The sequence below is a fragment of the Herminiimonas sp. CN genome (assembly GCF_000622895.1).
In the GTDB taxonomy this organism is placed as follows: domain Bacteria; phylum Pseudomonadota; class Gammaproteobacteria; order Burkholderiales; family Burkholderiaceae_D; genus AVCC01.
In genome coordinates this window covers 1-24615 of the sequence record NZ_AVCC01000003.1, presented here as the reverse complement: position 1 = coordinate 24615, position 24615 = coordinate 1, and the positions used below count along the sequence as shown (strand labels likewise).

At 59.7% G+C, this 24615-nt stretch carries 27 protein-coding genes; 6 read left to right on the top strand and 21 right to left on the bottom strand.

The window, feature by feature from the left end:
* Nucleotides 1-169: 169 nt before the first annotated feature.
* From ahpF to HMCN_RS0101285, 20 genes are all read right to left on the bottom strand, one after another.
* Nucleotides 170-1732, bottom strand: coding sequence for an alkyl hydroperoxide reductase subunit F (gene ahpF / locus HMCN_RS0101380; RefSeq protein ID WP_025915686.1), 1563 nt, complete (start codon nucleotides 1730-1732; stop codon nucleotides 170-172).
* Between the two features lie 91 nt (nucleotides 1733-1823).
* Nucleotides 1824-2387, bottom strand: a complete 564-nt coding sequence (gene ahpC / locus HMCN_RS0101375; protein WP_025915685.1) for an alkyl hydroperoxide reductase subunit C — start codon at nucleotides 2385-2387, stop codon at nucleotides 1824-1826.
* 243 nt (nucleotides 2388-2630) lie between these two features.
* Nucleotides 2631-4301, bottom strand: coding sequence for an Ig-like domain-containing protein (locus HMCN_RS0101370; protein WP_025915684.1), 1671 nt, complete (start codon nucleotides 4299-4301; stop codon nucleotides 2631-2633).
* A 40-nt stretch (nucleotides 4302-4341) separates the two neighbouring features.
* Nucleotides 4342-5631: a LytR C-terminal domain-containing protein gene (locus HMCN_RS0101365; RefSeq protein WP_035625277.1), complete on the bottom strand. Its 1290-nt coding sequence runs from the start codon at nucleotides 5629-5631 to the stop codon at nucleotides 4342-4344.
* 18 nt (nucleotides 5632-5649) lie between these two features.
* A complete protein-coding gene (locus HMCN_RS0101360; RefSeq protein ID WP_025915682.1) occupies nucleotides 5650-6597 on the bottom strand; it encodes a type II secretion system F family protein in 948 nt (315 codons plus the stop codon).
* A gap of 22 nt (nucleotides 6598-6619) precedes the next feature.
* Nucleotides 6620-7597 (bottom strand): type II secretion system F family protein, encoded by a 978-nt coding sequence (locus HMCN_RS0101355; RefSeq protein ID WP_025915681.1) that lies wholly within the window; start codon nucleotides 7595-7597, stop codon nucleotides 6620-6622.
* 13 nt (nucleotides 7598-7610) lie between these two features.
* Entirely contained in the window at nucleotides 7611-8978 is a 1368-nt protein-coding gene (locus HMCN_RS0101350; protein WP_025915680.1) for a CpaF family protein, read from the bottom strand.
* Nucleotides 8979-9116: 138 nt separating this feature from the next.
* Nucleotides 9117-10289 (bottom strand): AAA family ATPase, encoded by a 1173-nt coding sequence (locus HMCN_RS0101345; RefSeq protein ID WP_035625318.1) that lies wholly within the window; start codon nucleotides 10287-10289, stop codon nucleotides 9117-9119.
* A 91-nt stretch (nucleotides 10290-10380) separates the two neighbouring features.
* The gene (locus tag HMCN_RS0101340) at nucleotides 10381-10812 is read right to left on the bottom strand and encodes a TadE/TadG family type IV pilus assembly protein (RefSeq protein WP_025915678.1); all 432 of its coding nucleotides are present in this window, start codon (nucleotides 10810-10812) and stop codon (nucleotides 10381-10383) included.
* Nucleotides 10809-11351 (bottom strand): TadE/TadG family type IV pilus assembly protein, encoded by a 543-nt coding sequence (locus HMCN_RS0101335; protein ID WP_238551901.1) that lies wholly within the window; start codon nucleotides 11349-11351, stop codon nucleotides 10809-10811. Before HMCN_RS0101335 ends, HMCN_RS0101340 begins: the two co-directional genes overlap by 4 nt.
* Nucleotides 11348-12619, bottom strand: a complete 1272-nt coding sequence (locus tag HMCN_RS0101330; RefSeq protein ID WP_025915676.1) for a Tad domain-containing protein — start codon at nucleotides 12617-12619, stop codon at nucleotides 11348-11350. Before HMCN_RS0101330 ends, HMCN_RS0101335 begins: the two co-directional genes overlap by 4 nt.
* Before the next feature lie 36 nt (nucleotides 12620-12655).
* Nucleotides 12656-12964 carry a hypothetical protein gene (locus tag HMCN_RS0101325; RefSeq protein WP_025915675.1) on the bottom strand — a complete coding sequence of 103 codons (309 nt, stop codon included), beginning with the start codon at nucleotides 12962-12964 and terminating at the stop codon, nucleotides 12656-12658.
* A 10-nt stretch (nucleotides 12965-12974) separates the two neighbouring features.
* Nucleotides 12975-14609, bottom strand: coding sequence for a type II and III secretion system protein family protein (locus HMCN_RS0101320; protein WP_238551900.1), 1635 nt, complete (start codon nucleotides 14607-14609; stop codon nucleotides 12975-12977).
* Between the two features lie 75 nt (nucleotides 14610-14684).
* Nucleotides 14685-15551 carry a Flp pilus assembly protein CpaB gene (cpaB, locus tag HMCN_RS0101315; protein WP_025915673.1) on the bottom strand — a complete coding sequence of 289 codons (867 nt, stop codon included), beginning with the start codon at nucleotides 15549-15551 and terminating at the stop codon, nucleotides 14685-14687.
* 76 nt (nucleotides 15552-15627) lie between these two features.
* A complete protein-coding gene (locus HMCN_RS0101310; RefSeq protein WP_025915672.1) occupies nucleotides 15628-16992 on the bottom strand; it encodes an ATP-binding protein in 1365 nt (454 codons plus the stop codon).
* 134 nt (nucleotides 16993-17126) lie between these two features.
* Nucleotides 17127-17735: a prepilin peptidase gene (locus tag HMCN_RS0101305; RefSeq protein ID WP_081801369.1), complete on the bottom strand. Its 609-nt coding sequence runs from the start codon at nucleotides 17733-17735 to the stop codon at nucleotides 17127-17129.
* Between the two features lie 85 nt (nucleotides 17736-17820).
* Nucleotides 17821-18009 (bottom strand): Flp family type IVb pilin, encoded by a 189-nt coding sequence (locus tag HMCN_RS0101300; RefSeq protein WP_025915670.1) that lies wholly within the window; start codon nucleotides 18007-18009, stop codon nucleotides 17821-17823.
* A 231-nt stretch (nucleotides 18010-18240) separates the two neighbouring features.
* Nucleotides 18241-18432 carry a Flp family type IVb pilin gene (locus HMCN_RS0101295; RefSeq protein ID WP_025915669.1) on the bottom strand — a complete coding sequence of 64 codons (192 nt, stop codon included), beginning with the start codon at nucleotides 18430-18432 and terminating at the stop codon, nucleotides 18241-18243.
* 399 nt (nucleotides 18433-18831) lie between these two features.
* Nucleotides 18832-18969: a hydroxyisourate hydrolase gene (locus tag HMCN_RS19005; protein WP_155837307.1), complete on the bottom strand. Its 138-nt coding sequence runs from the start codon at nucleotides 18967-18969 to the stop codon at nucleotides 18832-18834.
* A complete protein-coding gene (locus HMCN_RS0101285) occupies nucleotides 18957-19157 on the bottom strand; it encodes an oxidoreductase-like domain-containing protein (RefSeq protein WP_025915667.1) in 201 nt (66 codons plus the stop codon). The genes HMCN_RS19005 and HMCN_RS0101285 overlap by 13 nt, the downstream gene beginning before the upstream one ends.
* 211 nt (nucleotides 19158-19368) lie before the next feature.
* On the opposite strand from HMCN_RS0101285, the gene HMCN_RS0101280 reads away from it, so the two are divergent.
* From HMCN_RS0101280 to HMCN_RS0101260, 5 genes are all read left to right on the top strand, one after another.
* On the top strand, nucleotides 19369-19575 hold the full coding sequence (locus tag HMCN_RS0101280; RefSeq protein WP_025915666.1) for a SlyX family protein: 207 nt from the start codon (nucleotides 19369-19371) through the stop codon (nucleotides 19573-19575).
* A 144-nt stretch (nucleotides 19576-19719) separates the two neighbouring features.
* Complete coding sequence (locus tag HMCN_RS0101275; protein WP_051566676.1) at nucleotides 19720-21903, top strand: YgiQ family radical SAM protein; 2184 nt, start codon at nucleotides 19720-19722, stop codon at nucleotides 21901-21903.
* Between the two features lie 17 nt (nucleotides 21904-21920).
* Complete coding sequence (locus HMCN_RS0101270) at nucleotides 21921-22145, top strand: VF530 family DNA-binding protein (RefSeq protein ID WP_025915664.1); 225 nt, start codon at nucleotides 21921-21923, stop codon at nucleotides 22143-22145.
* Nucleotides 22146-22161: 16 nt separating this feature from the next.
* Nucleotides 22162-22992 (top strand): NYN domain-containing protein, encoded by an 831-nt coding sequence (locus HMCN_RS0101265; protein ID WP_025915663.1) that lies wholly within the window; start codon nucleotides 22162-22164, stop codon nucleotides 22990-22992.
* Nucleotides 22993-23052: 60 nt separating this feature from the next.
* Complete coding sequence (locus HMCN_RS0101260; protein ID WP_025915662.1) at nucleotides 23053-23565, top strand: hypothetical protein; 513 nt, start codon at nucleotides 23053-23055, stop codon at nucleotides 23563-23565.
* Here HMCN_RS0101260 and HMCN_RS19000 read toward each other — a convergent pair.
* Nucleotides 23562-23711, bottom strand: coding sequence for a hypothetical protein (locus HMCN_RS19000; RefSeq protein ID WP_155837305.1), 150 nt, complete (start codon nucleotides 23709-23711; stop codon nucleotides 23562-23564). The two genes, HMCN_RS0101260 and HMCN_RS19000, sit on opposite strands and share 4 nt — an antisense overlap.
* Before the next feature lie 167 nt (nucleotides 23712-23878).
* On the opposite strand from HMCN_RS19000, the gene HMCN_RS0101250 reads away from it, so the two are divergent.
* Nucleotides 23879-24547 (top strand): OmpA family protein, encoded by a 669-nt coding sequence (locus HMCN_RS0101250; protein WP_025915661.1) that lies wholly within the window; start codon nucleotides 23879-23881, stop codon nucleotides 24545-24547.
* The last annotated feature ends 68 nt before the right edge of the window (nucleotides 24548-24615 follow it).

Sequence of the window (24615 nt, the reverse complement as noted above, 5' to 3'; positions counted from 1 at the left end):
ATCGGACATGGGCCGTTCTTCTCTGGCGTTGCGACGCAAGCTGCACCGCCCGCTTTTCATGCCCGGGCAACGGGCGCAACGCCCGCAATCCGGTTTCGGTGGCCGTAATCAGATGCGGTCAGCGCAAAAGCCGGTGCAGCTGCTGCCTTGCCGCGCAATCCGCGAATAATCAGGCTGCGGCAGGCGCCGATGAACGGATCAGGTGATCGAACGCGCCGAGCGCGGCCTTCGAGCCTTCGCCGGCCGCAATCACGATCTGCTTGAATGGCACCGTGGTGGCGTCGCCGGCAGCGAACACGCCGGGCACCGAGGTCTGGCCACGCGCATCGACCTCGATCTCGCCATGCGGTGTCAACGCCACCGTGCCCTTGAGCCACTCGGTATTCGGCACCAGACCGATCTGCACGAAGATGCCTTCCAGTTCGACCTGCTTTTGCTCACCGGAAATCAAATCCTTGTAGGACAGGCCGATGACCTTCTTGCCGTCGCCATGCACTTCGGTGGTCTGGACACTGGTGATCACCGTCACGTTCGGCAGGCTGCCCAGCTTGCGCTGCAGCACCGCATCGGCGCGCAGTTCGGCGCCGAATTCCAGCAATGTGACATGGCTGGCCAGCCCGACCAGGTCGATCGCGGCCTCGACGCCGGAGTTGCCGCCGCCGATCACCGCCACCCGCTTGCCCTTGAACAGCGGGCCGTCGCAGTGCGGGCAGTAGGCCACGCCGCGGTTCAGGTATTCCTGCTCGCCGGGCACGTTGATCTTGCGCCAGCGCGCGCCGGTGGCCAGCACCACCGATCTGGCTTTCAGCACTGCGCCGCTGGCTAGCCGGATTTCGATCAGCTCGCCCGGCACTAATTTTTCGGCGCGCTGCAAATTGATGATATCGACATCGTAGCTGCGCACGTGGCGCTCCAGGTCGGCGGCAAAGCGCGGCCCTTCGGTTTCCGGCACCGAGATGTAATTCTCGATCGCCATCGTGTCCAGCACCTGGCCGCCGAAGCGCTCGGCCACCACGCCGGTGCGGATGCCCTTGCGCGCTGCATACACGGCGGCGGCGGCGCCGGCCGGGCCGCCGCCGACGATCAGCATGTCGTAGGGCGCTCTGGCATTGATTTTTTCCGCTTCGCGGCTGGCCGAACCGGTATCGAGTTTGGCCAGGATTTCTTCCACGCCGAGGCGGCCCTGGCCGAACATCTGCCCGTTAAGGTAAATCGTCGGCACCGCCATCACTTGGCGCTGCTCGACTTCGTGCTGGAACAGTGCGCCGTCGATGACCACCGACCGCACACGCGGGTTCAGCACCGCCATCAGGTTCAGCGATTGCACCACTTCCGGGCAGTTCTGGCAGGTCAGCGAAATAAAGGCCTCGAACTGATAGTCGCCGTCGAGCGCCTTGATCTGCTCGATGACATCGACATCGACCTTGGGCGGATGGCCGCCGGTCTGCAGCAGCGCCAGCACCAGCGAGGTAAATTCATGTCCCATCGGAATGCCGGCGAAGCGGATGCCGACATCGCCGCCGCGGCGATTGATCGAAAACGACGGCTTGCGCTCGGCATCATCGAAACGCTCGATCAAAGTAATCTTGTCCGACAAGGAAACGATTTCCTGCAGCAGCGACTGCATTTCACGCGATGTGTCACCCGTATCGATGGACGCGACCAGCTCGACCGGCTGCGTCACTTTTTCCAGATAGGCTTGCAACTGGGTCTTGAGATTGGTGTCTAGCATGACTGCCTCACATTTCACTACAGGGTTTCGGGAACGGCACCCGAGCGCTGAAAAGCTATCGCAGGCGCTCGGGTTTACAACGATGCCTTGCTTAAATCTTGCCGACCAAGTCCAGCGATGGAGTCAAGGTTGCTGCGCCTGGAGTCCATTTCGCGGGGCACACTTCACCCGGATGGGAAGCGACGTATTGTGCAGCCTGGACTTTACGCAGCAATTCCTTGGCGTCGCGGCCGATGCCGTTGTCATGCACTTCCATTACCTTGATCTGGCCTTCCGGATTGACGACGAAAGTGCCGCGCAGCGCCAGGCCTTCTTCTTCGATCAGCACTTCGAAATTGCGCGACAGCGCCAGTGTCGGGTCGGCCAGCATCGGGTAATTGATCTTGGCGATGGTGTCGGAAGTATCGTGCCATGCCTTGTGCGTGAAGTGGGTGTCGGTCGACACGCTGTAGATTTCTACGCCCAGCTTCTGGAATTCGGCATAGTTGTCAGCCAGATCGCCCAGTTCTGTTGGGCAGACAAAGGTGAAATCGGCTGGATAGAACACGAATACGGACCATTTGCCCTTCAGGTCTTCATTGCTTACAGGTACGAATTTGCCATTGTGGAAAGCGGTTGCCTTGAACGGTTTGATTTCAGTATTGACGAGAGACATGGTGATTTCCTTCACGGGTTAAATGATGAGATTTCATCATAGGTTGATCTGAATTATTTGTAAAATCGATTAATTATATTGTTACGATTTATTAAAGCTATCGAAATGCCACGCGTCCGGCATTCAATCTGAGCCACGGGCAAGCCCGATGGTTTCAATGGTGGCTCAAAACCAAACGGGATTGCAGCGCCGTCACGCGCTGCAATCCCGCACCAGGAAAAATCAAGCCGGCCGGCGACCGTATTACATTGCCCTGTATTGCACCGTCACGGCTTGCGTTGTCTCAATACCATAAGGCGTGGTCAGCACCAGCGTCATGCTGCCGGTCACGGTGCGTGTGCCTGCCGCATTGCAGGCGATGGCACCGCCAGGAGTCACCTGGAGCGCATGCGTGGTTCCACCGGTCAGCGAGCCCTGATACTTGACTGTGTCATTGACCAGCACTCCGCTCGCATTCAGCGGCGCCCGGATGCTCAGCTTGGAACCTTCGGGCATGATGTTGCCGTTCACATCGGCCAGATTGAAAGTGATGGTTTGCGGATCGCAACTGGCCGGCGGGCCGGTGAAATTCAGCGAAAAACCGCCTGAAAACACGGCAAACGAACCGCTCATCGCCACAAATACGTGCCTTGTGACGATGCTGCCATTGAGCTGAACGGAAGCGATGACATCGGCAATGCCCAGCGGCGGTTGCGGATTTTGTCCGGAGAGAGAAACGGAGCAAGAACCATTCTTTGTCGTGCATTTCGCACTATTGTTATCCCCTACAATCGCGCCGCCGTTGGTAGTGAAGGTGACAGCGGTGCCATCGGTAATGGCGGCTCCCTGCAAGTCGCTCAGCCAGACGGTAATTTTTGCGGATTTCCCAGCGACGTTTAAACCTTCAATTGAAAATAGGTCTTGGGATATCGTAATGCCGTTAGGATTCAACGTGGTGTTGGTGACTGTAATCTGGTCGGATACCGCGCTGATGGGCAGTCCGTTCTGGTCCAGAACCGGATTATTGCTTTGATCGACAACGCTTACCCTCACGGCTGCCACAGTAACGGTATTACCGGAATTCACGATGGCAGTAACTTCCCCGTTTAATCCGGAAACACCGTTATCGCTGGCAAATGTCAAATCGGCTGATGCAGGAACGAATGCGAATTTGACTTTCTGGTTGGCGATGGCCTGCCCATTTTTACCAGTCACTTTGAATACCACTTGTGCCGTTTGTACCCGTCCCGTGCCAATCGTCCCCTGCAGAAGAATCGATTTGTCAGCAGGGCTGATCGATACCAGAACGATGCTCGCCGGCGTATCCTGAATGGCGGCACCCACCTTGAAGTTGGCACTGCCGGAAACGGAAATCTTTGTGCCGGGATTCGCCGCATCATCAAAACTGGCGGACGCATTGATGGTCGTTGCCCCCACAGCGGAGGGCGACGCCAATGTAATGGTAACAAGTGCAATACCATCCTTATCCGTCAGGCCGGATGCGGGGTTGATGGTCGCTAATGTGGCGTCGCCGATGGTGAACTGCACTACAGCGCCCGATACCGGCTGCCCGGCGGCATTCGTAACCCGTGCCTTGGCACTCAAAGACCCAGCGCCGGTCAGCAAATTCGCAGGATTACCGCTTTGATCCAGCAAGGAAAGCGTCATAGTGCTTTGGGTCGTGGTCGTACCACCGCCGCTCAAACCTCCGCCGCCACCGCATGCACTCAGATTCTGGGCCGAACATAGCGTCCGCGCTTGTGGTTCATCGCTGCCGCCACCGCATGCAGTCAGTGCCAGCGCCGCAAACAAGGCGCAAACCCTGAAGATATGTATTGCTGTAATTTTCACGATCACCCCTTTGTTCAATTGCGGCGGAAATGACGCCACCGCATCGCCTTTTTTAATCGGGCCACATGAAAACACTGCATTCATGCACGCCCGCTCCCTCTTTTCGCGGCATCAACCTGCTGCTTCAACCTGCATCGCCCTGCTTCACCACTTCTTTCGCCAGCTTTACCGTGCCGATATCGGCGCGAAACAGTGCCATCGTGCTTGTGGCATCTTTTCCCAGTACCAATTGCACGTCGGCGCCGGGGCGCAAATGGTCGTTACCGACCAAGGTCGCAGGTTTGCTCAGGGTGCGACCCAGGCGCAGCGCTGCATCATGAAAGCCGCTGCGGTACTGGATCGTGGTTTCCAGCGTCCGGTAGGGTTTCAGATTGGTCAGATGCGATGTCGGCAAGCCTTGTTGCACCAAGGTGGCGCGCACTTTTCTGGCCAGGCCGGTGATGCCGTTACCGTTGGCGATTTCAAACCGGAACGGAGTGTCGACAGCAAAGACGGCAACAACGCTATCGTTCTCCTGCGGTACAGCAATAACGGGAGCGGCAGCGCTGATGGCGCCATTGGTTTCAGTCAGCAAACCCTTGGTGCTCAAGGTGATCGAACCTAGAACTTTCTGCGCCAGCGAGGCCGGTGCCAACAGGGGGCTGGCAGGTTTAGCCGGGCTGGCTGCCGTCAACGCAGAAGGCGCATAGCGGCTCGCTTCGCTCCACTCTCCGGTGGGCGGGAGAGCGGCTGCCGGCGAGGACGGCGGTTGCAGATCGATACGGGGGGCATTGTTGTGTAGCGCAATCGACGGAGCAATGCTGGCAATACTGCCAGCGGCAGCGGGTGCGGCAACTGCTTCAGGCGGTGCGCCTGCGATGGCGCTGCCGCTGTTCAAATCGGCAGCACGGGCGAAGGCCAGGCGCGATTTTTCAGCATCGCCGCGCTTGCGGTACACCAAACCCAGATTGTTGTAGGCCCTCGGGTTGCGCGGCTCCAGCGCGATTGCGGTCTCGAATGCGGCAATCGCCTTGTCGAAGTTGTTTTGCAGGTAATAGGCGTAACCCAGATTGTTATGCAGGTGCGCCAGTTGCGGCGTGACTTTCAGGATCGTCTCGAATTCGGCAATCGCCTCATTCAGCCGGCCTTGCGCGGAATAGGTGGTGGCCAGCGCATTGCGCGCCTCGATGTCGTCCTTGTGATACTCCAGCGCCCGCCGGTAGGCCTCCGCTGCCTGCGCAAAACGATTCTGGCCCTGATAAAACCGTCCCAGCTGATAAAAATCGCGCGCGCTGCCAGCGGAATCCCTGATCCGCAGCAAGGGCTGCACCTTGAGCTCCGTGGCCGCCGTTGTGGGCGCAACCGCAGGTGCGGAGCAACCCAGCAATACCGGGACGCTGCACACCAGCGGCAGCATGATGCGTACAAGTTTCATGATCGCTCCCCTTTCAAATCATTGACCGCCACCGGTCATGGTCGGCAACAAAACGCGATACATCTGGATCATCGCCGGACCGAGCAATACCAGCATCAAGGCCGGGAAGATGCAGAAAATCAGCGGGAACAGCAGTTTCACAGATATCTTTGCGGCAGTTTCTTCCGCTTTCTGGCGACGCTTGATACGCAAGCCTTCCGCATGCACGCGCAGTGAATCGGCGATGCTGGTACCGAAACGCTCGGCCTGGATCAGCATCGATACCAGCGTCTCGACATCCTCGACACCAGTACGCATGGCCAGATTGCGCAGTGCTTTTTCCTTGCTGTTGCCGGCGCGCAGTTCCAGCGTCACCAGATGCAACTCTTCACTCACAGCCGGCGCACTGCTTGCCATCTCCTGCGCAACACGTGCGATGGCGGCATCGATCGCCAGCCCGGCTTCGATGCAGACCGTCATCAGATCCAGCGCATTCGGGAAATTCTCGAAGATTGCCAGTTGCCGCGCCTGCACCATTTTGCCAAGAACAATGTTTGGCAGGTATAGCCCGATAGCCGACGCCAGCAACAGGTACATCAACATGGTGTTGGTGGTGGGCGTCACATTGAAGATCAGCAGGGCCAGCCAGACCAGCAGCGGCGCCGCAATGGCCAGCAGTGTCTTGGCACCGAAATAAATCATCTGCGCATGTTCGCTGCGAAAACCTGCATTCATGAAGCGCACGCGCAACGCCGAGTTTTCCCAACCTTCATCGGGCACCGACAGCTTGGCAAGCGGGCTGGACAGTTTCGCGATCCTGGCTACCCAATCATTCGCCGGTTTGTTTGATCCGCTGCCGGCATCGGCAGTGAACTGCTGCAGCCGCTGCTGCACCGAAGTCGGCATCAGATACCGCATCATCAAGAATGCGAAACCAAACACCGCTAAAAAAACAACCACCAGAAAAATCATGCTGAGGCTGGACATGATATTTACCCTTTCTGTGCAATCACACCCGGATGCGAATGATTTTCCGCATCCAGAAAATCCCAATCACCATGAACACCGCCATCACGCCGAGCATCCGGGGCCCGACTGGATCGGTCCACAGCACTGTCATGAAACCCGGATTAACGATATTGATTACCGCCGCCAGGCAAAACGGCAACAGGCAAAGAATCCAGGCGGAAAGCCGCCCCTCGGCAGAAAAGGTGCGTATCTGTCTGAACAGCTTGAGCCGCTCGCGCACGATAGCCGCGATATTGCCGAGAATCTCGGTCAGATTGCCGCCGGTTTCGCGCTGAATCTGGACCGCGACCACGAAATAACCGACATCGGTACTGGGGACGCGCGCCGACAGGTTCCTGAGCGCATCCCCGATCGGTATGCCGTAGTTGACCTCGTCGAACATGATGTTGAACTCGGATGCAATCGGATCGGCCATTTCATCGCCGACCATCTTGATCGCCGACGGCAATGCATGGCCGGCGCGCAGCGCGCGGCTCATCAGGTCAAGCGCATCCGGCAACTGTTCTTCTATCTTCCTAAGTCGCTGATGCTTCTTGTGCAGCAAATACAGCATCGGCAAGCCTGCTGCCGCCACCCCCGGCAAGATTGCAATCAGCAGCGACAAATGGAACACCAGCGCCAGCACCGCAGCAACAAAGCCGCAAGCAAACGACATCAGAAGAAATTGCGAAACAGTGATCTTCATGCCGGCTTGCTCAATCAGCTTGTCGAGAATGTGCATTCTCGGCATGCCCGTCAGCAGGCGCTGTATGGCCGGTGTATCGCTCAACAGTCGCTGCTTCAGAATCGACGCCCGCTGCTGGCCGGCATGCGCTCCAGCCGACATCAGTTGCAGGCGGCGTGAAATCCGCTTGGCTTCCGGTCCGCGCGACGAGTTCCATGCGGTATACACGCCTTCCAGCAGCAGCACCACCGCGATGAAGATGGCTAGTCCGAACAATACATAGAGAGTGTCCATGATGGCTCCCGGCTCAGCTCTTGACTTCGTACAGTTTGACCGGATCGAACAGCGTTTCCGGCAACTCGACCCCGTGCACATGCAAGCGTTCGACGAAGCGCGGGCGCACCCCGGTAGCGCAGAAGTGCCCCTGCACCACGCCGGTCGCAGAAACGCCGGTCTGGCGGAATACGAAAATCTCCTGCATCGTGATGACATCGCCTTCCATGCCGGTGATCTCCTGCAAGCTGATCATCTTGCGCTTGCCGTCCGACAGCCGGGCAATCTGCAGCACCACGGTAATGGCCGAACTGATCTGCTGCCGCGCCACCTTGGGCGGCAGATTCATGCCGGACATGCCGATCATGTTCTCCAGCCGGGTGATCGCGTCGCGCGGCGTGTTGGCATGGATGGTCGCCAGCGAGCCTTCGTGGCCGGTATTCATCGCCTGCAGCATGTCGACTGCCTCGGCGCCGCGCACCTCGCCCAGGATGATGCGGTCCGGGCGCATCCGCAACGCATTGCGCACCAGCGCGCGCTGCGTGATCTCGCCCTTGCCTTCGATATTCGGCGGACGGGTTTCCAGCCGCACCACATGCGGCTGCTGGAGTTGCAGCTCGGCCGCATCTTCGATGGTGACGATGCGCTCGGTGGCGCCGATGAAGCCGGACAGGATATTGAGCATGGTGGTCTTGCCGCTGCCGGTACCGCCCGAAATGATCATGTTAATCTTGGCCTTGGCCAGCCCTTCGACCACTTGCGCCATGGCCGGGGTCAGGCTCTGGTATTGCAAAAAATCCGCCATCGTCAGCGGCGTGACGGCAAAGCGACGGATCGACATGATCGGGCCGTCGATCGCCAGCGGCGGAATGATGACGTTCACGCGCGAGCCGTCTGGTAGGCGCGCATCCACCATCGGGCTGGATTCGTCAACCCGCCGCCCCACCCGCGAGACGATCTTATCGATGATCTTCATCAGGTGCGCGTTGTCGTTGAAACAGACATCGGTCATTTCCAGCTTGCCGAAGCGCTCGACATACACCCGTTTGTAGGTATTGACCAGGATGTCCGAAATGGTAGGGTCGGCCATCAACAACTCCAGCGGCCCCAGCCCCAGCATCTCGAACTGGATGTCGCGCACCAGGTTCTTGCGTTCCTGTTCGTTGATAACCACGTTCTCGGCGCGCAACAGCTCTTCGACCAGGTTTTTCAGCTCATCGCGCAACTGTGTCTGCGTCATGCTCTCCATCACCTGCAGATCGATCTGATCGAGCAGCGTCGCATGAATGCGCGCCTTCAGTTCGCGGTAGGTGCGATTGTCGACGCCCTTGGCCGTCTGAGCCGAAAAGCCGAAAGTGCCCGTTGCGCCATTGCTGGTTTCCAGCCGGTCCCGTAAAGACATGATGCTTCTCCCCTGATTCTTACACCGTGATGCGGCCCGATGAAGCCCGTATTGCATTTCCTGAATAACCGTTTAACCTGCTATTGCCAAGCCTGCCGCTGCAACCTCCCCTCTCCCGCAGGCGGGAGAGGGGAGTAATCAAGCGCGCTTGAAAACGCGCGAAATCCAGCTGCTGCCGGCCTGCTCCGGCTCGCGCGCCAGTTGCTCGCTCCATTCGTTCAGTGCCTTGGTGATCGGGCTGCTGCGGGCCAGCCGGGCAACCGGTATGCCCTGGTTCACGGAGGCGGCGGCGGCTTCAAAATGATTCGGAATGGTCCGTTCCACCTTGCATCCAAGCGATTGCTCAAGGTCGCTCAACCCGATATCGCCGCCCTTCTCAAAGCGGTTGACCACCAGGTGCACCTTATCCTTCGGATAATCGAGGGTGCGAAACACATCCAGCAAGCGCTTGCCATCGCGGATAAAGGGCAAGGTGATCTGCAACACCGGAAAAATCATGTCCGCGTTATCAAGCGCCTTGATGGTTTGCGCATCGAGATTGCGGCCCACGTCCAGAATCACGAAGTCGTATTGATTGCGCGCCAGCTTGAGCAAGGTATCGATATGCTCCGGCTTGACCTCCATCCCGTGCGCCGGGTCTTCCGGCGCGGCCAGCACCGACAGATTCAACCCCACGTTCACCATGCTGGACGCCAGCATCGCCGCATCGAGCCGGTGGATGTCGCGTGCCACGTCGGCCAGGGTGGTGGCCGGCTTCTGGTCGGACAAGAACAGCAGCGCATCGCCGAACTGCAAATTGAAATCGAACAGCGCCACCTTCTTGCCGGACTGCGCCGCCAGCGCATAGGCCAGATTGGACGCCAGAAAAGTCGCGCCGCTGCCGCCCTTGCACGAGATGAAGGCCAGCACCTTACCCTTCCTGGTCGGCGCAAACCCCTGCTTGTGGCGGATCCGTTCGACCGCGGCTTTCAGCGCATCCGCACTGGCCGGAAACGGCAGCACCTCGCGCACGCCGGCCCGCATCGCCTGGATCAGGAAATCCGGCGATTGCTGCTCGCACAACACGATGAACGCCATGTTCGGATAGATCTGCCCGAGCCGCTCCAGCGGCTCGAGGTCGGTGCGGCCATCGCACGCGCTATCGACGATCAGCACATCCGGCACCACCTGGCTGACCCGCGACGCCAGTTGCTGCAACGGCCCCTCGATGGTGTCGATATTGGCCGCAAGAATGACGCCCTGAAGATTGCCGACGATTTCATCCAGATGGCGTTTGCTGGGAGAAATCACCGTGATGTGAAAGTCATGCATGGCTGCCACCTTGTCCATTCCTTCTTTATCTACGACGGATAACACGGGCTTGTTCATTTTTTGGCCTGTAGTTGTTGTCATCAACGCAGCATTAGCTGCATATCGAGTTATCGGCGCTGGTCAGGCTCTCGCGCGGCAGCGTCGTGGCAAATGGCGGCAGGCTGAACGTCAACGGCACAAAGGGTATGAAGGTATTGACGCTTTTGGTAACGCTGACGGTAACCGACTGGCAGGTGCTGCTGCTGCAACCCGTGGGCTTGTAATCAACGCTGATATCGCCTGCACTCAATATGCCCAGCATATTGATCATCTTCGTCTTGACTGCGGGTGTATTCACGTCGCATACCACAGCCACCCGTGCGCCCAACCTTGTGGCTTCGGCAGCCGTGTTCATGTAAAACAAAACCCGGCTCATCTCCATGATTCCGAACAGGAGCGTAAAAAAAATGGAGGCAACCAGCGCAAATTCCACGGCAACAGCGCCATGCTCACCACGTCGAAGAGGCAATAAATTCGTATTCATAGTATTTGCCTCATCGTGCTGCTTATGTCGCCAAAAACAAAGCTGGTGGCAGCGCTGCTGGAAAACAGGGCAGCAGGATTGAACGCAAAATTGAATCTGTAACCGGTGATCCTGACCTCGACCAGATTGATAGTGCCGCTGCCGGTCGGCACATTGGCGTAAGCACCACTAGGGCATCCGGCCGAACTGACGGGGTTGCATACCGCCACCATGGCCGTCGTCAGACCAGGAGCAAGCGGTACATCAGATCCGCTGCAAGCGGTCTTGCCATACACGGCCAGGCATTTTGCGTCCGCTAGCGGGTAGTCGGCGTCAGCCGGGTTGTATTGCGACAGCATCCGGGTCGAATCGCGCACCGCCTTGGCGAGCGTGTTGTATTGGTAAAGTGCGCGGCCAAATTCAACCACACCGAATACCAACAGCACCAGCGGTATCAATAACAAGGCCAGTTCCACCGCCGCCGCACCCCGCATTGCATCCGGTTTAGCGGCAAGCAGTTTTCTCGTTCCGCATTTAGATTTGGGCAGGGCGTCCATCATTGCACCAGCACCGGCACTTTGGGACCTGCGCCATCGGGTGGGCCGGGCAGACCAACCGTCGCGCACGGGCTAGACGGATCGTTTGAAGGCCCAAGATATTCCAGATACATCTTGACGCCGGTAACCGGGTCTTCGCCTGGGATCGACCATACCGGATCAGATTTTTTCTGCGGCCCGATCGGGTGCAGCATCAGCATGCAGGCCCAGGAAGCCAGCGGCGCTTGTTTACTGGCATCAAAGGTTGCACAATTAATCACCGGAAACAGATCGATCCGTCGGTTTGCGCCGTTCTTGTGGGTCGCCACTGAGCTGGCAGTGCCTTTGATGTCCAGACCTGTCAGGTCGTCACCCTGATAAGGCGCATAGTTTTTGCGTTGATCCCTGAAGTTGCCATACGCATTATGTGGCGGGCTGGGTAACCAGGATGAAGGCGTATACGAGTAACCGGTGAAATCCGGTACGCCATCCGCAGGCCCCTTGTACCCACCGTGATACAAACCAAAGCGGGTATTCCATGCATCATCGACGCCGTTGTTGTTTCCCGGTTTCAGAAGAATGGGGTCACCCACCGCAGGTAAATTGCAAACCCCGGTTCCGGACAGGATGTCCTTGATCTGGCGGGCGCCCCCCCCCTTGTCGCCGAAATCGATCCAGCGAAACGAGCCCTTGTTAGCGCCATTCGGATCGAGTGCGCCGGCAATCCAGTCGCCCGGATTCAGCGTATCCAGCTTTTCCTTGCACACGGCCACCGGCAACGCGCAATTGGTCTGCGCCGCCACCACCGATGCGACTGCGGTCGCCGCCACGGCCTGCGAACCAATACTAACGCCGGGTAACACATTGAGTACCTGAACGAACCAGTTAGCTATGCTGGTGCGATTCACGGTGCAACGCGCATACTTCATCAATTTTGCCGCCTCCCCTTCGAATTTCGGCTGATACGATCCATTCAGCGTCTGGCTGAACGTCACGCTGCTGTCGGCATTAACAGCCACCGGTTCGCTTTGAAAGATGACCCGATTGAGATTGCCGGTAGTGATCCCCGCTGCTTCGGCAATCGTCAGCTGGGTCGCGCTGGTGCCGGTCAATTCGCGCGCGGCGGCCAGCGCGCAAGCGTCGCTGCTATTTTGCAATTCCGTTTTTGCAACATAAAGCTTGCCCAAATCCAGTGCCAGGCCAACAAACCCGATCAAGACCGCAATTGAGATTGCAACAATGATGGCGATGGCGCCGCGCTGATGCTGTCTGCCGATGAATAAGCGCCTCATGATGACCGTCCTCCCCGATTCGCATTGCTGTCCGAGTTACTGTCCACCGCCGACGCCGATGGTAAATATGTTCGGCTGCGGTGCCGGCTCCTTGAACGATTTCTGGTAGCGGTCGATCGTTTCGCGTGCGGCCCGGCCGTCCATGCCGCTGACCGGATCGGGATTTTGCGACGCATCCGGGTTCAGTACCTGCAGCGCGAACGCGGTTCTGACCGTGTTGCCGAAATTGGCATCCCACTGCGGCGTGGTGGATGCGCAGGCCGATAGCAGGCAGGCGGCGCTGACAGCGAGTAGTTTCAGGCAGAGACGTTGGGCTCCGGCTGCATCATTGTGGAAGGTGCGCATGGCGATCTCCTTATTTCAGTTCGAAGCCAACCGGGCCGGTTTGCGGTGCCTGGCCCTGATCCATTGCCGAGGCCGGCGGTGCTGCAGGCGCTGTCGGTGCGCTGGCGGGCGGTGCTACCCATTGCCCGCCCTCCAGGCGCCCGCCCAGAAGAACGTCGGCGCGGCTGGGGTCGGTGAAGTTATCGGTCGGCAGCGCATAGTTCGGCGTCAGCGGCTTGACCAGATGCGGTGTGATGACGAACAGCAGTTCTGTCTTGTCCTGCTGGAAGTCGGTGCTGCGGAACAGCGCACCCAGCACCGGGACTTCGCCCAGCACCGGCAAGCCCTTGATGTTGGCGGTGACGTTGTTCTTGATCAGGCCGCCGATCGCGAAGCTCTGCCCGTCATTGAGCTGGACCGTGGTAGCGGCGCGGCGGGTGGTGATCAAGGGCAGAATATTGGTACCGGCGATCCCTGTGGCGCTGATGCCGACGCCCTCGCGCGACAGTTCGGACACTTCCGGCGCGACCCGGATATTGATGCGCCCGCCGGCCAGCACGGTCGGCGTAAATTTCAGACCGACCCCGAATTCCTTCTCTTCCAGCGCGATCGTGATGGCACCACTGGCTCCACTTTGCGAAACGGGAATGAAAATTTTGCCGCCCGCCAGAAAACTGCCTTCCTGGCCGCTGATCGCCATCACCGTAGGCTCGGCCAGTATCCGCACCAGGCCGTCGCGTTTTTCGGCTTCCAGCGTGATTTGCGAGCCGTTCGATTTGGTTGCGTCGAGCAAGCCGCCGACGGTGCCGGACAGGAAGTTCGACAGCAGCGTATACGCCCAGCTGCCGCTGGTGGTGCGCAGCGTGGTGCCGACGCCCAGCTTGTCGAGCAGCGACTTCGATACTTCGGCAATCTTGACTTCCAGCATCACCTGCTGCGGCGCCGCCACCGACAGCATGTTGACGATGCGCTCGCCGCCGGCACTACCGCCACCGGCACCGCTTGCTGCCCCCGCGCCGCCCTTGCGCACATAGGCGCTGGCGATCGCCATCACCTGATCGATTGCCATCGCATCGGCCACCATGCCGCTCAGCACCAGCGAATCGGCGGCAGCGCCAATCCTGATATTCTTTTCAGCCGGCATCAGTTGCGACAATTTTGCCTGCACCGCAGCGGTATCGACCCCGACCGCCACCTCCACCATCACGCAGCGCCCTTCCTTGTTCTGGAACATCAGATTGGTCGAACCGACCTTTTGTCCGAACAGGAAATACATATTGCGCGGCGTCGCCGATGTCAGCGGCTCGATCTTCAGCAGTTCGGGGTCGCCGATACTGCGCAGCCAGGCCGGCGACGGCGCATGCAATTGCTGCAGGTCGAGCAAGCCCGATTTGCCCTCCGGCAGATTGACGTTAACGGTAGGGGCAAATTCACCTACGCATACCGGCGTGTAGGCGCTGCGCGGTGCGACGGCGGTTTTGGCTGCTTTGACCTTGCTGCCGGCAGCCGCCGGCTTGCTGGCGCTGCTGAGCACCGCAGTTTCAGCCGCCACCTGCGCCTGCGCCGCAAACGGCAGCATGATAAACACTGCAGTCGCACCCATCATCACCGAAAACCCGGCACGCCGCACCGCCACCGCGACACCTGATGACCTGTTGTTGTTCATGGTATTCCCCCTGTTCCAGCGATTGGCTTATTGTTCTGTTGCCGTAGTGCAGGCCTCCATGCCCGCACTACTTACTTAATAGCACTGGCTGATGCGCCCTGATCCGGTGATGATTTGCTGGCACACCTCGTCTTTCGGCGCGCTTTTAGGAATCGGTTTTCTGACGCTGACTTTTTTCACCACGGCCTTGGCCGGCGCCGTTGCCAACACCACCGCAGGCGCCTCTGCCTGTGTATACAGCAGGGTTTGCTTGGTGGCGCCGTCGGTATCGGCCGGTTTCAGGTCGATCTGGTTGCGCAAGACCAGCGACAACTGGCCGACGCTGCGCGCCAGGTCGAGCTTTTCGGCTTGCTGCGGCGTGACTTCGAGCGTGACCGCGCTGACGACTTTGGGTTTGGTGTCGTTCTGGCTCGATTCCTGCGCCACTGCCAGCACAAGAATCCGCTCCAGCACCAGCTTGGAAATGTTCAAATCCTTGTTGCCACCCGCTTTTTGCGTGTTTTCTTCCTGGGTGCTGACCAGGATATCGACGAAATTTCCCGGCAGGGCGAAGCCGGCAACGCCGATCACGTCATTGACCCGCACCGTCATCGCCCGCTTGCCTTCGGCCACCACCGCCGACAGGCCGCCGGTGGCCCCTATCGGCGCCAGCTTGGCCTCGGTCAGCGGTTCGCCGCGCTGCAGGCTGACCTTGACCACCCGGGTATCGAGCGCCTTGAGGTCGGTAAAGCTGTCTTTCTGCACGCTGCCGGCAGGCCAGTCGGTCAGCTTGACCATGTCCGGCGTCAGGCGGGTGCCGAGGTTGATGTCGACCACGGCCACCGCCACCTTGTTGGTGGTCAGATTGCTCTGCTGCGCGATCCAGCGCGAGGCCAGCACGACCGCCGCAAGCGCCGCCAGGATCGAGATCCCGATCATGAGAATGGCTCTGGTGTTTTTCATGGTTTCCCCCTGCTGATTTGCTTCAAGTAGGACTTCGTAAAATTCCGCCTTCGGTAAGCACCCTCACCCGGCCGCCTCAAACACCCGCTACACCCGCTCCCGCCTGCGGCGAGGGCTTGATCGCCAGCTGCCTGTTGGTCGTGAAATAGTTGTTCCATGCCCAATCCAGCATTTGCGCACTGAGCGCCGGCGGACGGCTTTCATACAGGGCCAAATCCCTGACCTGCCCCAGCAGATCGCGCGGATAGCACGCCAGCAGCGGCCGGCCTTGCTTGTAGTGATATTCGTGCAGCAGGTGCTGCAGCGCATCCTCGATGAACGGGATATCGAATTGGTCGCAGACCTGGCGGAACACCTGGCGGTATTGATCCTCGGACAGCGCGCCGATATGGATCTTGTAGCCGAGCCGGCGCAGGAAGGCTTCGTCCGCCAGTTCGGACGGGTCGATGTTGGACGAAAACACCACGATCACGTCGAACGGGATCTGGAATTTGTAGCCGGTGTGCAGGGTCAGGTAATCGCGGCGGCGGTCCAGCGGCACGATCCAGCGATTCATCAGATCCTGCGGCGACACCAGCTGGCGGCCCAGGTCGTCGATCACGAACAAGCCGTTGTTGGCCTTGACGTGCGGCGGCGCCTGGTAAAAACGGGTGCCGTCATCGAAATCGAGGTCGAGGGTGTCGAGCGTCAGCTCGCCGCCGGAAATCGCAATCGGCCGCTTGCAGGCCAGCCAGCGCGCATCGACCAGATGCTTGCGACCGAGGTTGGCAGCCGCAGCCTTGTGCGGCATCAGTTCATGCACATGCGGGTCATACATCTGGATGACTTCGTTATCGACCGTGATCGCATACGGGATCGCGACGAAATCATGCATCAGCCGGGTCAGGTTCTCGGCGATGAAGGTCTTGCCGGTGCCGGGCTGGCCGTAAATGATCATCGCGCGGCCGGAATTCATTGCGGCGCCCAGCTGATCCAGCACGGTGCTGCGGATGATGAAGCCGTCGAAGCCGGCCGCCATGATTTCCCGGGTGTAGCGCACGTTGCGAATCGACTGGCGCTGGACCTGCGCCGAGTAGGCATCCAGGCTGACCGGCGCCGGGCCCGCGTACTGGCAGCGGCGCATGTAGTCGCCGGCGCGCAGCCGGCCGGTATCGGACAGCTGGAAGAAGGTGCTGGCGCTGTTGTCGCCGCGGCTGGCCAGCTCGCACAGATGCTCGGCGCGCATGAAGTCGAGCACGCTCTCCAGTACGCTGACCGGCAATTTAACGTGGTTGGAAATATCGGCCAGGCTGATGCGGCCGCGCAGGAACATTATCTTGCACAGCAACTCGGTCAGGAACAGGAAATCCAGCCCGGTTTCTTCCACCGTGCGTGGCGATGCCGGCAGCACCCGGCTGGCATCGTCGCCGGCTGCATCCTCGAACAAATTGATGGTCGTCATGCCGCTCCCCTGGTATATGGTTTTTCAGCCGCGGGTACTCCGTCCGGCCGAACCACTTGATTTATTGAATCGTTACCTTGCATCAACCTTGTTGCTACTGTGTATCGCTACCCCTGTTGCGACTTTGTGCCGCATCAAAAGAATTTCAAAAATTGCATCTGTCCGGCGCGCTCCAGCGCGATGTAAGTGAACGTTCCGAGCGCGATCGCCACCGCATACGGCAGCTTGCCTGCCGTGACCGGCGCCGCATCGACGGTCGGCAACTGGCGCAGCACCGTGCCCTTGATGAAACTGACCATCAACATCGTGCGCAGGTTGCCCAGCAACAGACGCACGCTGCCGTTGCGCACTACCACCAGCAAGGTCAGCAGGCCGCCGACGATGAAGGTCATCAAAATGGTGCCGACGATCGCGTTCGGCCCCAGGAATGCACCAATCATCGCCATCAGCTTCACGTCGCCGGCCGCCATCGCGCGCAGCGCATACATCGGCAACAGGATGCAAAAGCCCAGACCCAGGCCGGCCAGCGCCTTCCAGGGGCCGAGCGCGCCCGGCAGCGAACTGATGAAGCCGTACCCTTGCGGCAGCACACTGTTCAACAGTAATCCCAGCCCGGCACCCCAGAACACCAGCCGGTTCGGGATCCGATGGCTTTTGACATCGCTCCACAATGCAGCCAGCACCAAAACAAACAGAGGGCTAACGGCAACAGCTGCAATCAGGGCGGGTGACAAATTATTCATGATGATGTTGTTTATATATGTGCTATCGAAATGGGCTAACCCGTTTTCCTGCACTCATTTTTGGCGCAGGAAGGCAATATGACGACTAGCAAGTCGGAGGAGCCCACGTGCCCCCGGCGAGCACCGCAGCAACGTTCGTGAAGAGACCATTGATGCAGGTCCCTACTTGTGTTGCGCCGGCAATGATTGCGATTGCGATCAATGCCGCCAGCAGTCCATATTCAATGGCGACAGCGCCTTCCTCATCCCGCATAAAATTTTTGATGGCATTCATGGCAAACTCCCTCTGTGAAGCCGGGCGCGCCCGGCAGCGAACTGATAAAGTCATATCCCTGCAGCAACATCCTATTCAGGAGCAATCCCGGCCCCGCTCCGCACAACACCAACCGGTCAGGGATGCGATGGCTTCTCACGCCGCGCCAAGCAATAACGACATCTAGGGTCTAATGGCAATTGGCTGGCACGTTCACCTGCGCCCATCACGGGCGCAGGAAGGTCAATACGATTAGGTGCAAGTCGGAGCAGCCCATGGCTGACCCTTGAGAACGTTGGCGATACTCACGAACGTATTATTGAGACAATGTCCCACTGTTGTTGCGCCGGCGATGATTGCAATCGCTATCAGCGCCGCCAGCAGCGCATATTCAATCGCTACAGCACCTTCTTCATCCTGCATAAAATTTTTGATGGCATTCATGGCAAACTCCTTTTTTGATTAAAAAGATGAATCACGCGAGATTTGTGTTTCTAGTCATGACCACTGTGTTTGCAGGATCCAGCTTGATCACAGGAACCGGGTCAAGATTCCGGTCGCACTGTTTTCACCTCCCCGCGAAACCAGTATTTCATCTCAAAAACGTTGCCTATTGATTAACATCAAAGGAATGCAAAACATGACGTATTTACAACAAAACACCCGGCCCGCAGCGCCGGAGCCAAGTCATTTTTCCCAACTAAACTGAATTATCTAGGGTATATGCAAAAACAATCGTTTTAAGCACGATTTAGCTGCGAACAAAAAAATATACAGGTGCATGTATATTTTTAAGCGCAACAGTTGCCGCGAACGAACTTGCTGCATAAGTTTTGACGAAAATCAACTGCCGCGACAGGTCGAATACGCCCACGGCGACGGCAGCAGCGGTATGCGGTAGTTCCGGCCGAGGCCGGCGATGCCGAAAACGATGCCGGCGCGGTCGATGCATTTCGACTCCGGCCAGGTCACGCCGTGCAAATCGAAATCATCGCCGGCGAAAAACGCCCGTCCGTAGCGGCCGGCGCACCGATGCCGGGTGCCGCTGCGTCCGCTGCCGCCTGTTGCGTCTCCCAGGCCCGCAGCGCCGCATAATAGGTATCCCAGACGCACGGATCGCAGCCGCTTTCGCAGCAGGTGCCGTCGGCCGGCGGAGTTGGTTTGTCCATGATGGTGAATCGGATGAGGAGCAGCCGCCATGTTAACGCAAATCGCAACGGCCTGAAGCGGCTCCCGCCGCGGTTCCGGGCTGCAACATATACAGAGCCCCCGTATATTTTATGATGGCAATAAAATCATGCGATGAATGCACGGGTTTCAGTCATACTCCAATCTTCTGCTGCAATGCTGCGGCATCAACCTAGCAAGGAAAAACCGCCGATGAGCCCCGAAGCACGGATGATCGAAATCGAGATCAAGGTCGCCCGCCAGGAAGACTTGCTCGAAGAATTGAATACGCTGGTGTATCGCCAGCAGCAAAAAATAGACCGGCTGGAAACCCTGTGCGCAGCGCTGGCGCGGCTGGTCAAGGAACCGGCCGGCGACCAGGACGGCAACGGCGCCAACGAACGGCCGCCGCATTATTAGGCGCGGCCGTCGCGGAAACCGGCGCTGCGGTACAATCCGACCGATATGAACGCACTTGCCATCACCCCCAACCTCGCCCCGACCAACCTGTTTTCCACCGTGCCGAAACGGTCGGAACGGGCCGCCGCCGCGCCCTTTCTGCCGATGTCGCGCGCCGAGATGGAGCAGCTCGGCTGGGATGCCTGCGATGTGATCCTGATTACCGGCGACGCCTATATCGACCATCCGAGCTTCGGCATGGCGCTGATCGGCCGCCTGCTGGAGGCCCAGGGCTTCCGGGTCGGCATCATCAGCCAGCCGGACTGGCACTCGGCCGACGCGTTCCGCGCGCTCGGCAAACCGAAGCTGTATTTCGGCATCACCGCCGGCAACATGGATTCGATGATCAACCGCTACACCGCCGACCGCAAGATCCGCTCCGAGGACGCCTACACCGCGAACGCCGAACCGAACAAGCGGCCAGACCGCGCAGTAGTGGTGTATGCGCAGCGCGCCCGCGAAGCATATGCGGATACAACGATCGTTATCGGGAGTATCGAGGCCAGCCTGCGCCGCATCGCGCATTACGATTACTGGACCGACAAGGTCAAGCGCTCGGTGCTGCCGGATTCGAAGGCCGATATCCTGCTGTTCGGCAATGCCGAACGGGCGCTGGTCGACCTGACGCACCGGCTGGCGGCCGGCGAGCCGATCAAGGCGATCCGCAACCTGCGCGGCACCGCCTTCATGGTGCCGCGCGGCTGGCTGCCTGCCGACGACTGGAGCGCAACCGATTCGACCCGGATCGACACCCCGGGCCGGGCCGAAGCGCCGCTCAATCCGTACGGCAGCACCGAGGACAAGACCGGCTGCGCCAGCGCGGCATCCGGCGCACCGGCGGCAGCGGTCGAAAAGCCGATCCTGATCCTGAGCCGCGAACAGCGCCAGGCCGCGCAGAAGGAGCAGCGCAGCAAGAGCGTGATCCGGCTGCCGTCGTTCGAGCAGGTCAGCGCCGATCCGGTGCTGTACGCGCACGCATCGCGCATCCTGCACCTGGAATCGAACCCCGGCAACGCGCGGGCGCTGGTGCAGGGCCACGGCGAGCGCGATGTCTGGCTCAATCCGCAACCGCTGCCGCTGGCGATGGACGAGATGGACGGCGTCTACGGCCTGCCGTATGCGCGCGGCCCGCACCCGAGCTACGGCAATGCGCGCATCCCGGCCTGGGAAATGATCCGGTTCTCGATCAACATCATGCGCGGCTGCTTCGGCGGCTGCACTTTCTGCTCGATCACCGAGCACGAGGGCCGCATCGTCCAGAGCCGCTCCGAGCCGTCGATTCTGCGCGAGATCGAGGAGATCCGCGACAAGACCAAGGGCTTCACCGGCACCATTTCCGACCTCGGCGGCCCGACCGCCAACATGTACCGGCTGGCCTGCAAGGACAAGAGCATCGAGGAAACCTGCCGCCGCCTATCCTGCGTGTACCCGGTCATCTGCAGCAACCTCGGCACCGACCACAGCAAGCTGATCTCGGTCTACCGCAAAGCGCGCGAGATCCGCGGCGTCAAGAAGGTGCTGATCAGCTCCGGCCTGCGCTACGACCTGGCGGTGCGTTCGCCCGAATACGTGAAAGAACTGGTTTCTTTCCATGTCGGCGGCCTTCTCAAAATTGCGCCCGAGCATACCGAACAGAACACGCTGTCGAAGATGATGAAGCCGGGCATCGGCAACTACGACACCTTCAAGGAAATGTTCGACCGTTTCTCGAAGGAAGCCGGCAAGAAGCAATACCTGATCCCGTACTTCATCGCCGCCCACCCCGGCTCGACCGATGAAGACATGATGCATCTGGCGCTGTGGCTGAAAAAAAACGATTTCAAGCTGGATCAGGTGCAAACCTTCATGCCGACCCCGATGGCGATGGCGACCACCATGTACCACACCCGCAAGAACCCGCTGCACAAGGTGGATGCGGATTCGGAACTGGTGGAAACCGCGCGCAGCGGCCAGGTGCGCAAGCTGCACAAGGCTTTTCTGCGCTACCACGACCCGGCCAACTGGCCGATCCTGCACGAAGGCCTGAAGCGCATGGGACGCGCCGACCTGATCGGCAATAGTTCGCGTCATCTGATCCCGGCCTGGAGCGCCGCCGAAGACGGCGGCCCGGGCGCGGCCAAGCGCAGCGCCGGCAAGGTGGTCAGCCAGGCCACCAGCCGCGCGGTCGACAAGGCCGCGCTGAAGGGCAAGCCGGCACCGGCCAGATCGGCCGCCGGCCACGCCCCACGCAAGAATCCCAGCAGCATCGGCAACGTGCAGCGCAACACCCAGCGCAGCGGGCGCAAGTAAAATCGTCAGGCAAAAACATGAGCACGCCGCAATCGAACAATCCGCTGCAAGGCGTTACGCTGGAAGCGCTGCTGACCGCGCTGGTATCTGAGTACGGCTGGGACGGCCTGGCGCGGATGGTCGATGTGCGCTGCTTCAAGAGCGAGCCCAGCATCAAATCCAGCCTGACCTTCCTGCGCAAGACGCCGTGGGCCAGGAGCCGGGTCGAACAGATTTACGTGAGCCTCAGGCAGCAACCATAAAACGAAGGAATGCACGATGGCAGGTCAACCGGAAGTCACCAACATGGCATTGTTCTGCGATTTCGAGAACGTGGCGCTGGGCGTGCGCGATGCCAAATTCCCGCAGTTCGATATCCGCATGGTGCTGGAACGCCTGCTGCTGAAAGGCAGCATCGTGGTCAAGAAGGCCTACTGCGACTGGGACCGCTACAAGGAATTCAAGGGCGCAATGCACGAAGCGGCGTTCGAGCTGATCGAAATCCCGCACGTGCGCCAGTCCGGCAAGAATTCGGCCGACATCCGTATGGTGGTCGATGCGCTCGACCTGTGCTACACCAAGGCGCACGTGGACGCGTTCGTGATCATCAGCGGCGATTCGGATTTTTCGCCGCTGGTGTCGAAGCTGCGCGAAAACAACAAGTACGTGATCGGCATCGGCGTCAAGAGTTCGACTTCCGACCTGCTGTCGGCCAATTGCGACGAATTCATCTTTTACGACGACCTGGTGCGCGACGCCAGGCCGAAGCGCAAACCGGCCGAGAAGAAGGCGCCGGCCAAGGCCGCCGGCAACGACAAGGCCAAGCCGGCGCCGATCAAGCAGGAAGACGACAAACGGCAGGAAGCGCTCGATTTCATCGTCGAAACCATCGAAGCGCTGATCGCCGAGCGCGGCGAGGAAGAAAAACTGTGGGGCTCGATGGTCAAGCAGACCATGAAGCGGCGCAAGCCCGGCTTCACCGAATCGGCCTACGGCTACCGCTCGTTCCGCGAACTGGTCGAAGACGCGCAAAAGCAGCACCTGCTGAGCATGGTACGCGACGAGAAATCCGGCCAGTACACGATCCGCCTGCCGGCGCTGGAAGACTGATGCCCAATAAGCGCAATTGAATCCAGCCGCCCCCCCTTTTCATTTTTTCCGATACCACGCATGCCAAGCAAAGATTACCAACGCCCCGCCACGCTCTACCTGTACGGGCCCAAAGCCGTGCTGCAAAACTGCCTGACCCTGGGCGAATTCCGCCTGCAGCCGGCCACCGACCAGAATCCCGGCGCGCTGGCGCACGCACCGGGCATCCGGCTCAATTCAGCCATGGCGCCCAACTTCCTGACCCTCGGCTTCGCCCCGGTCTGGGATGAAAGCCTGTTCAATGCCGGCAGCGATGCCTGCCTGGTGATACACAACACCGAAGCATTCGGCGAGCGCCTGCACCGCGCAGTCGGACGCGCGCTGCCGAACTGGGCCGGCATCGACGGCGCGGTCAGCTACGGCAAGCGCAGCCCGCTGGGCGCCATCTTCACCCGCCCGGCCGCGCAAGCGGCGCAGCAATCATGGCAGTTCGCCTGGCGCCCGATGCAGCCGACCATCACGCTCAACCCGATCACCGTCAAGCTGGGCAGCATCGAAGAGTTCGCCGAGATCCGCACCCGCGGCGCACGCTAACCGGCCATTGTTTGCGCGCCCGCAAGCCCCGGCGCGATGGCAGCGGCTATCTTGAGAACATGTTTGCCCGGCTTCTGATGACGCTCTGAAACATCAAAAATAAGGCAGGGTATCGGCAAAAAATCAGTGCTATCGATTGTTTTCATTGCCGCCGCAAGAATACCAATAGCAGTATTAAATTTCGGCAGAGCGTCTCAGGCGGTCGTCTGGGGCAGGACCGGACATTGCGGAAGAATGTTAAAAAATGAAACATTCCGTCCGGCATCTGATCCTGCATGCAAGAATGAACATTCTCATTAAAAAAGGGGTCGTCATGCGCACACAATTCACTCTCTCGGCATTAATAGCCGCCCTGGCATTGACTGGCTGCGCCAACATGCCCGAAATGTCGAACACCCAGCGCGGCACCGCGACCGGCGCCGGCGTCGGCGCATTGGCCGGGGCGGTGATCGGCGCTGCCACCGGCGGCGGCGGCGGGCGGCGCACCGCTACCGGCGCAGTCCTTGGCGGCCTGGCCGGCGCTGCCGCCGGCAACATCTGGTCGAACCGGATGGAAAACCAGAAGAAGGCAATGGAACAAGCCACCGCCGGCACCGGCGTGCAGGTCAGCCAGACCGCCGACAACCAGTTGAAACTCGACATCCCGAGCGACATCTCCTTCAATACCGGCAAATCCGATATTGCGCCGAACTTCCGCCCGATACTCGATCGCTTCGCCGCCAGCCTGAATGAAAATCGCGCCACCACGGTGACCATCATCGGCCACACCGATAGCACCGGCTCCGACGCCGTCAACATGCCGCTGTCGCGCGACCGTGCAGCGCACACGCGCGACTACCTGGTAGCCCGCGGCGTTGCCGCCAACCGCTTTACCGTCGATGGCCGCGGCTCGCATGAACCGCTGACAGCCAACGACAGCGCCGCCAACCGGGCAAGAAACCGCCGGGTCGAAATCTTCGTTGCGGAGCCGGCAACAAACTAACGGCAAGCCAAAAGCAGGTAGTAACGCAAGCGAGAAGCAATAAAAAAAGGCCGCGTTTAACGCGGCCT

What these genes read in the sequence shown, in the direction of transcription:
- ahpF (WP_025915686.1), bottom strand. Translation starts at nt 1,732, where the DNA reads ATGCTAGACACCAATCTCAAGACCCAGTTGCAAGCCTATCTGGAAAAA.
- ahpC (WP_025915685.1), bottom strand. Translation starts at nt 2,387, where the DNA reads ATGTCTCTCGTCAATACTGAAATCAAACCGTTCAAGGCAACCGCTTTC.
- HMCN_RS0101370 (WP_025915684.1), bottom strand. Translation starts at nt 4,301, where the DNA reads ATGAATGCAGTGTTTTCATGTGGCCCGATTAAAAAAGGCGATGCGGTG.
- HMCN_RS0101365 (WP_035625277.1), bottom strand. Translation starts at nt 5,631, where the DNA reads ATGAAACTTGTACGCATCATGCTGCCGCTGGTGTGCAGCGTCCCGGTA.
- HMCN_RS0101360 (WP_025915682.1), bottom strand. Translation starts at nt 6,597, where the DNA reads ATGTCCAGCCTCAGCATGATTTTTCTGGTGGTTGTTTTTTTAGCGGTG.
- HMCN_RS0101355 (WP_025915681.1), bottom strand. Translation starts at nt 7,597, where the DNA reads ATGGACACTCTCTATGTATTGTTCGGACTAGCCATCTTCATCGCGGTG.
- HMCN_RS0101350 (WP_025915680.1), bottom strand. Translation starts at nt 8,978, where the DNA reads ATGTCTTTACGGGACCGGCTGGAAACCAGCAATGGCGCAACGGGCACT.
- HMCN_RS0101345 (WP_035625318.1), bottom strand. Translation starts at nt 10,289, where the DNA reads ATGCATGACTTTCACATCACGGTGATTTCTCCCAGCAAACGCCATCTG.
- HMCN_RS0101340 (WP_025915678.1), bottom strand. Translation starts at nt 10,812, where the DNA reads ATGAATACGAATTTATTGCCTCTTCGACGTGGTGAGCATGGCGCTGTT.
- HMCN_RS0101335 (WP_238551901.1), bottom strand. Translation starts at nt 11,351, where the DNA reads ATGATGGACGCCCTGCCCAAATCTAAATGCGGAACGAGAAAACTGCTT.
- HMCN_RS0101330 (WP_025915676.1), bottom strand. Translation starts at nt 12,619, where the DNA reads ATGAGGCGCTTATTCATCGGCAGACAGCATCAGCGCGGCGCCATCGCC.
- HMCN_RS0101325 (WP_025915675.1), bottom strand. Translation starts at nt 12,964, where the DNA reads ATGCGCACCTTCCACAATGATGCAGCCGGAGCCCAACGTCTCTGCCTG.
- HMCN_RS0101320 (WP_238551900.1), bottom strand. Translation starts at nt 14,609, where the DNA reads ATGAACAACAACAGGTCATCAGGTGTCGCGGTGGCGGTGCGGCGTGCC.
- cpaB (WP_025915673.1), bottom strand. Translation starts at nt 15,551, where the DNA reads ATGAAAAACACCAGAGCCATTCTCATGATCGGGATCTCGATCCTGGCG.
- HMCN_RS0101310 (WP_025915672.1), bottom strand. Translation starts at nt 16,992, where the DNA reads ATGACGACCATCAATTTGTTCGAGGATGCAGCCGGCGACGATGCCAGC.
- HMCN_RS0101305 (WP_081801369.1), bottom strand. Translation starts at nt 17,735, where the DNA reads ATGAATAATTTGTCACCCGCCCTGATTGCAGCTGTTGCCGTTAGCCCT.
- HMCN_RS0101300 (WP_025915670.1), bottom strand. Translation starts at nt 18,009, where the DNA reads ATGAATGCCATCAAAAATTTTATGCGGGATGAGGAAGGCGCTGTCGCC.
- HMCN_RS0101295 (WP_025915669.1), bottom strand. Translation starts at nt 18,432, where the DNA reads ATGAATGCCATCAAAAATTTTATGCAGGATGAAGAAGGTGCTGTAGCG.
- HMCN_RS0101285 (WP_025915667.1), bottom strand. Translation starts at nt 19,157, where the DNA reads ATGGACAAACCAACTCCGCCGGCCGACGGCACCTGCTGCGAAAGCGGC.
- HMCN_RS0101280 (WP_025915666.1), top strand. Translation starts at nt 19,369, where the DNA reads ATGAGCCCCGAAGCACGGATGATCGAAATCGAGATCAAGGTCGCCCGC.
- HMCN_RS0101275 (WP_051566676.1), top strand. Translation starts at nt 19,720, where the DNA reads ATGTCGCGCGCCGAGATGGAGCAGCTCGGCTGGGATGCCTGCGATGTG.
- HMCN_RS0101270 (WP_025915664.1), top strand. Translation starts at nt 21,921, where the DNA reads ATGAGCACGCCGCAATCGAACAATCCGCTGCAAGGCGTTACGCTGGAA.
- HMCN_RS0101265 (WP_025915663.1), top strand. Translation starts at nt 22,162, where the DNA reads ATGGCAGGTCAACCGGAAGTCACCAACATGGCATTGTTCTGCGATTTC.
- HMCN_RS0101260 (WP_025915662.1), top strand. Translation starts at nt 23,053, where the DNA reads ATGCCAAGCAAAGATTACCAACGCCCCGCCACGCTCTACCTGTACGGG.
- HMCN_RS19000 (WP_155837305.1), bottom strand. Translation starts at nt 23,711, where the DNA reads ATGAAAACAATCGATAGCACTGATTTTTTGCCGATACCCTGCCTTATT.
- HMCN_RS0101250 (WP_025915661.1), top strand. Translation starts at nt 23,879, where the DNA reads ATGCGCACACAATTCACTCTCTCGGCATTAATAGCCGCCCTGGCATTG.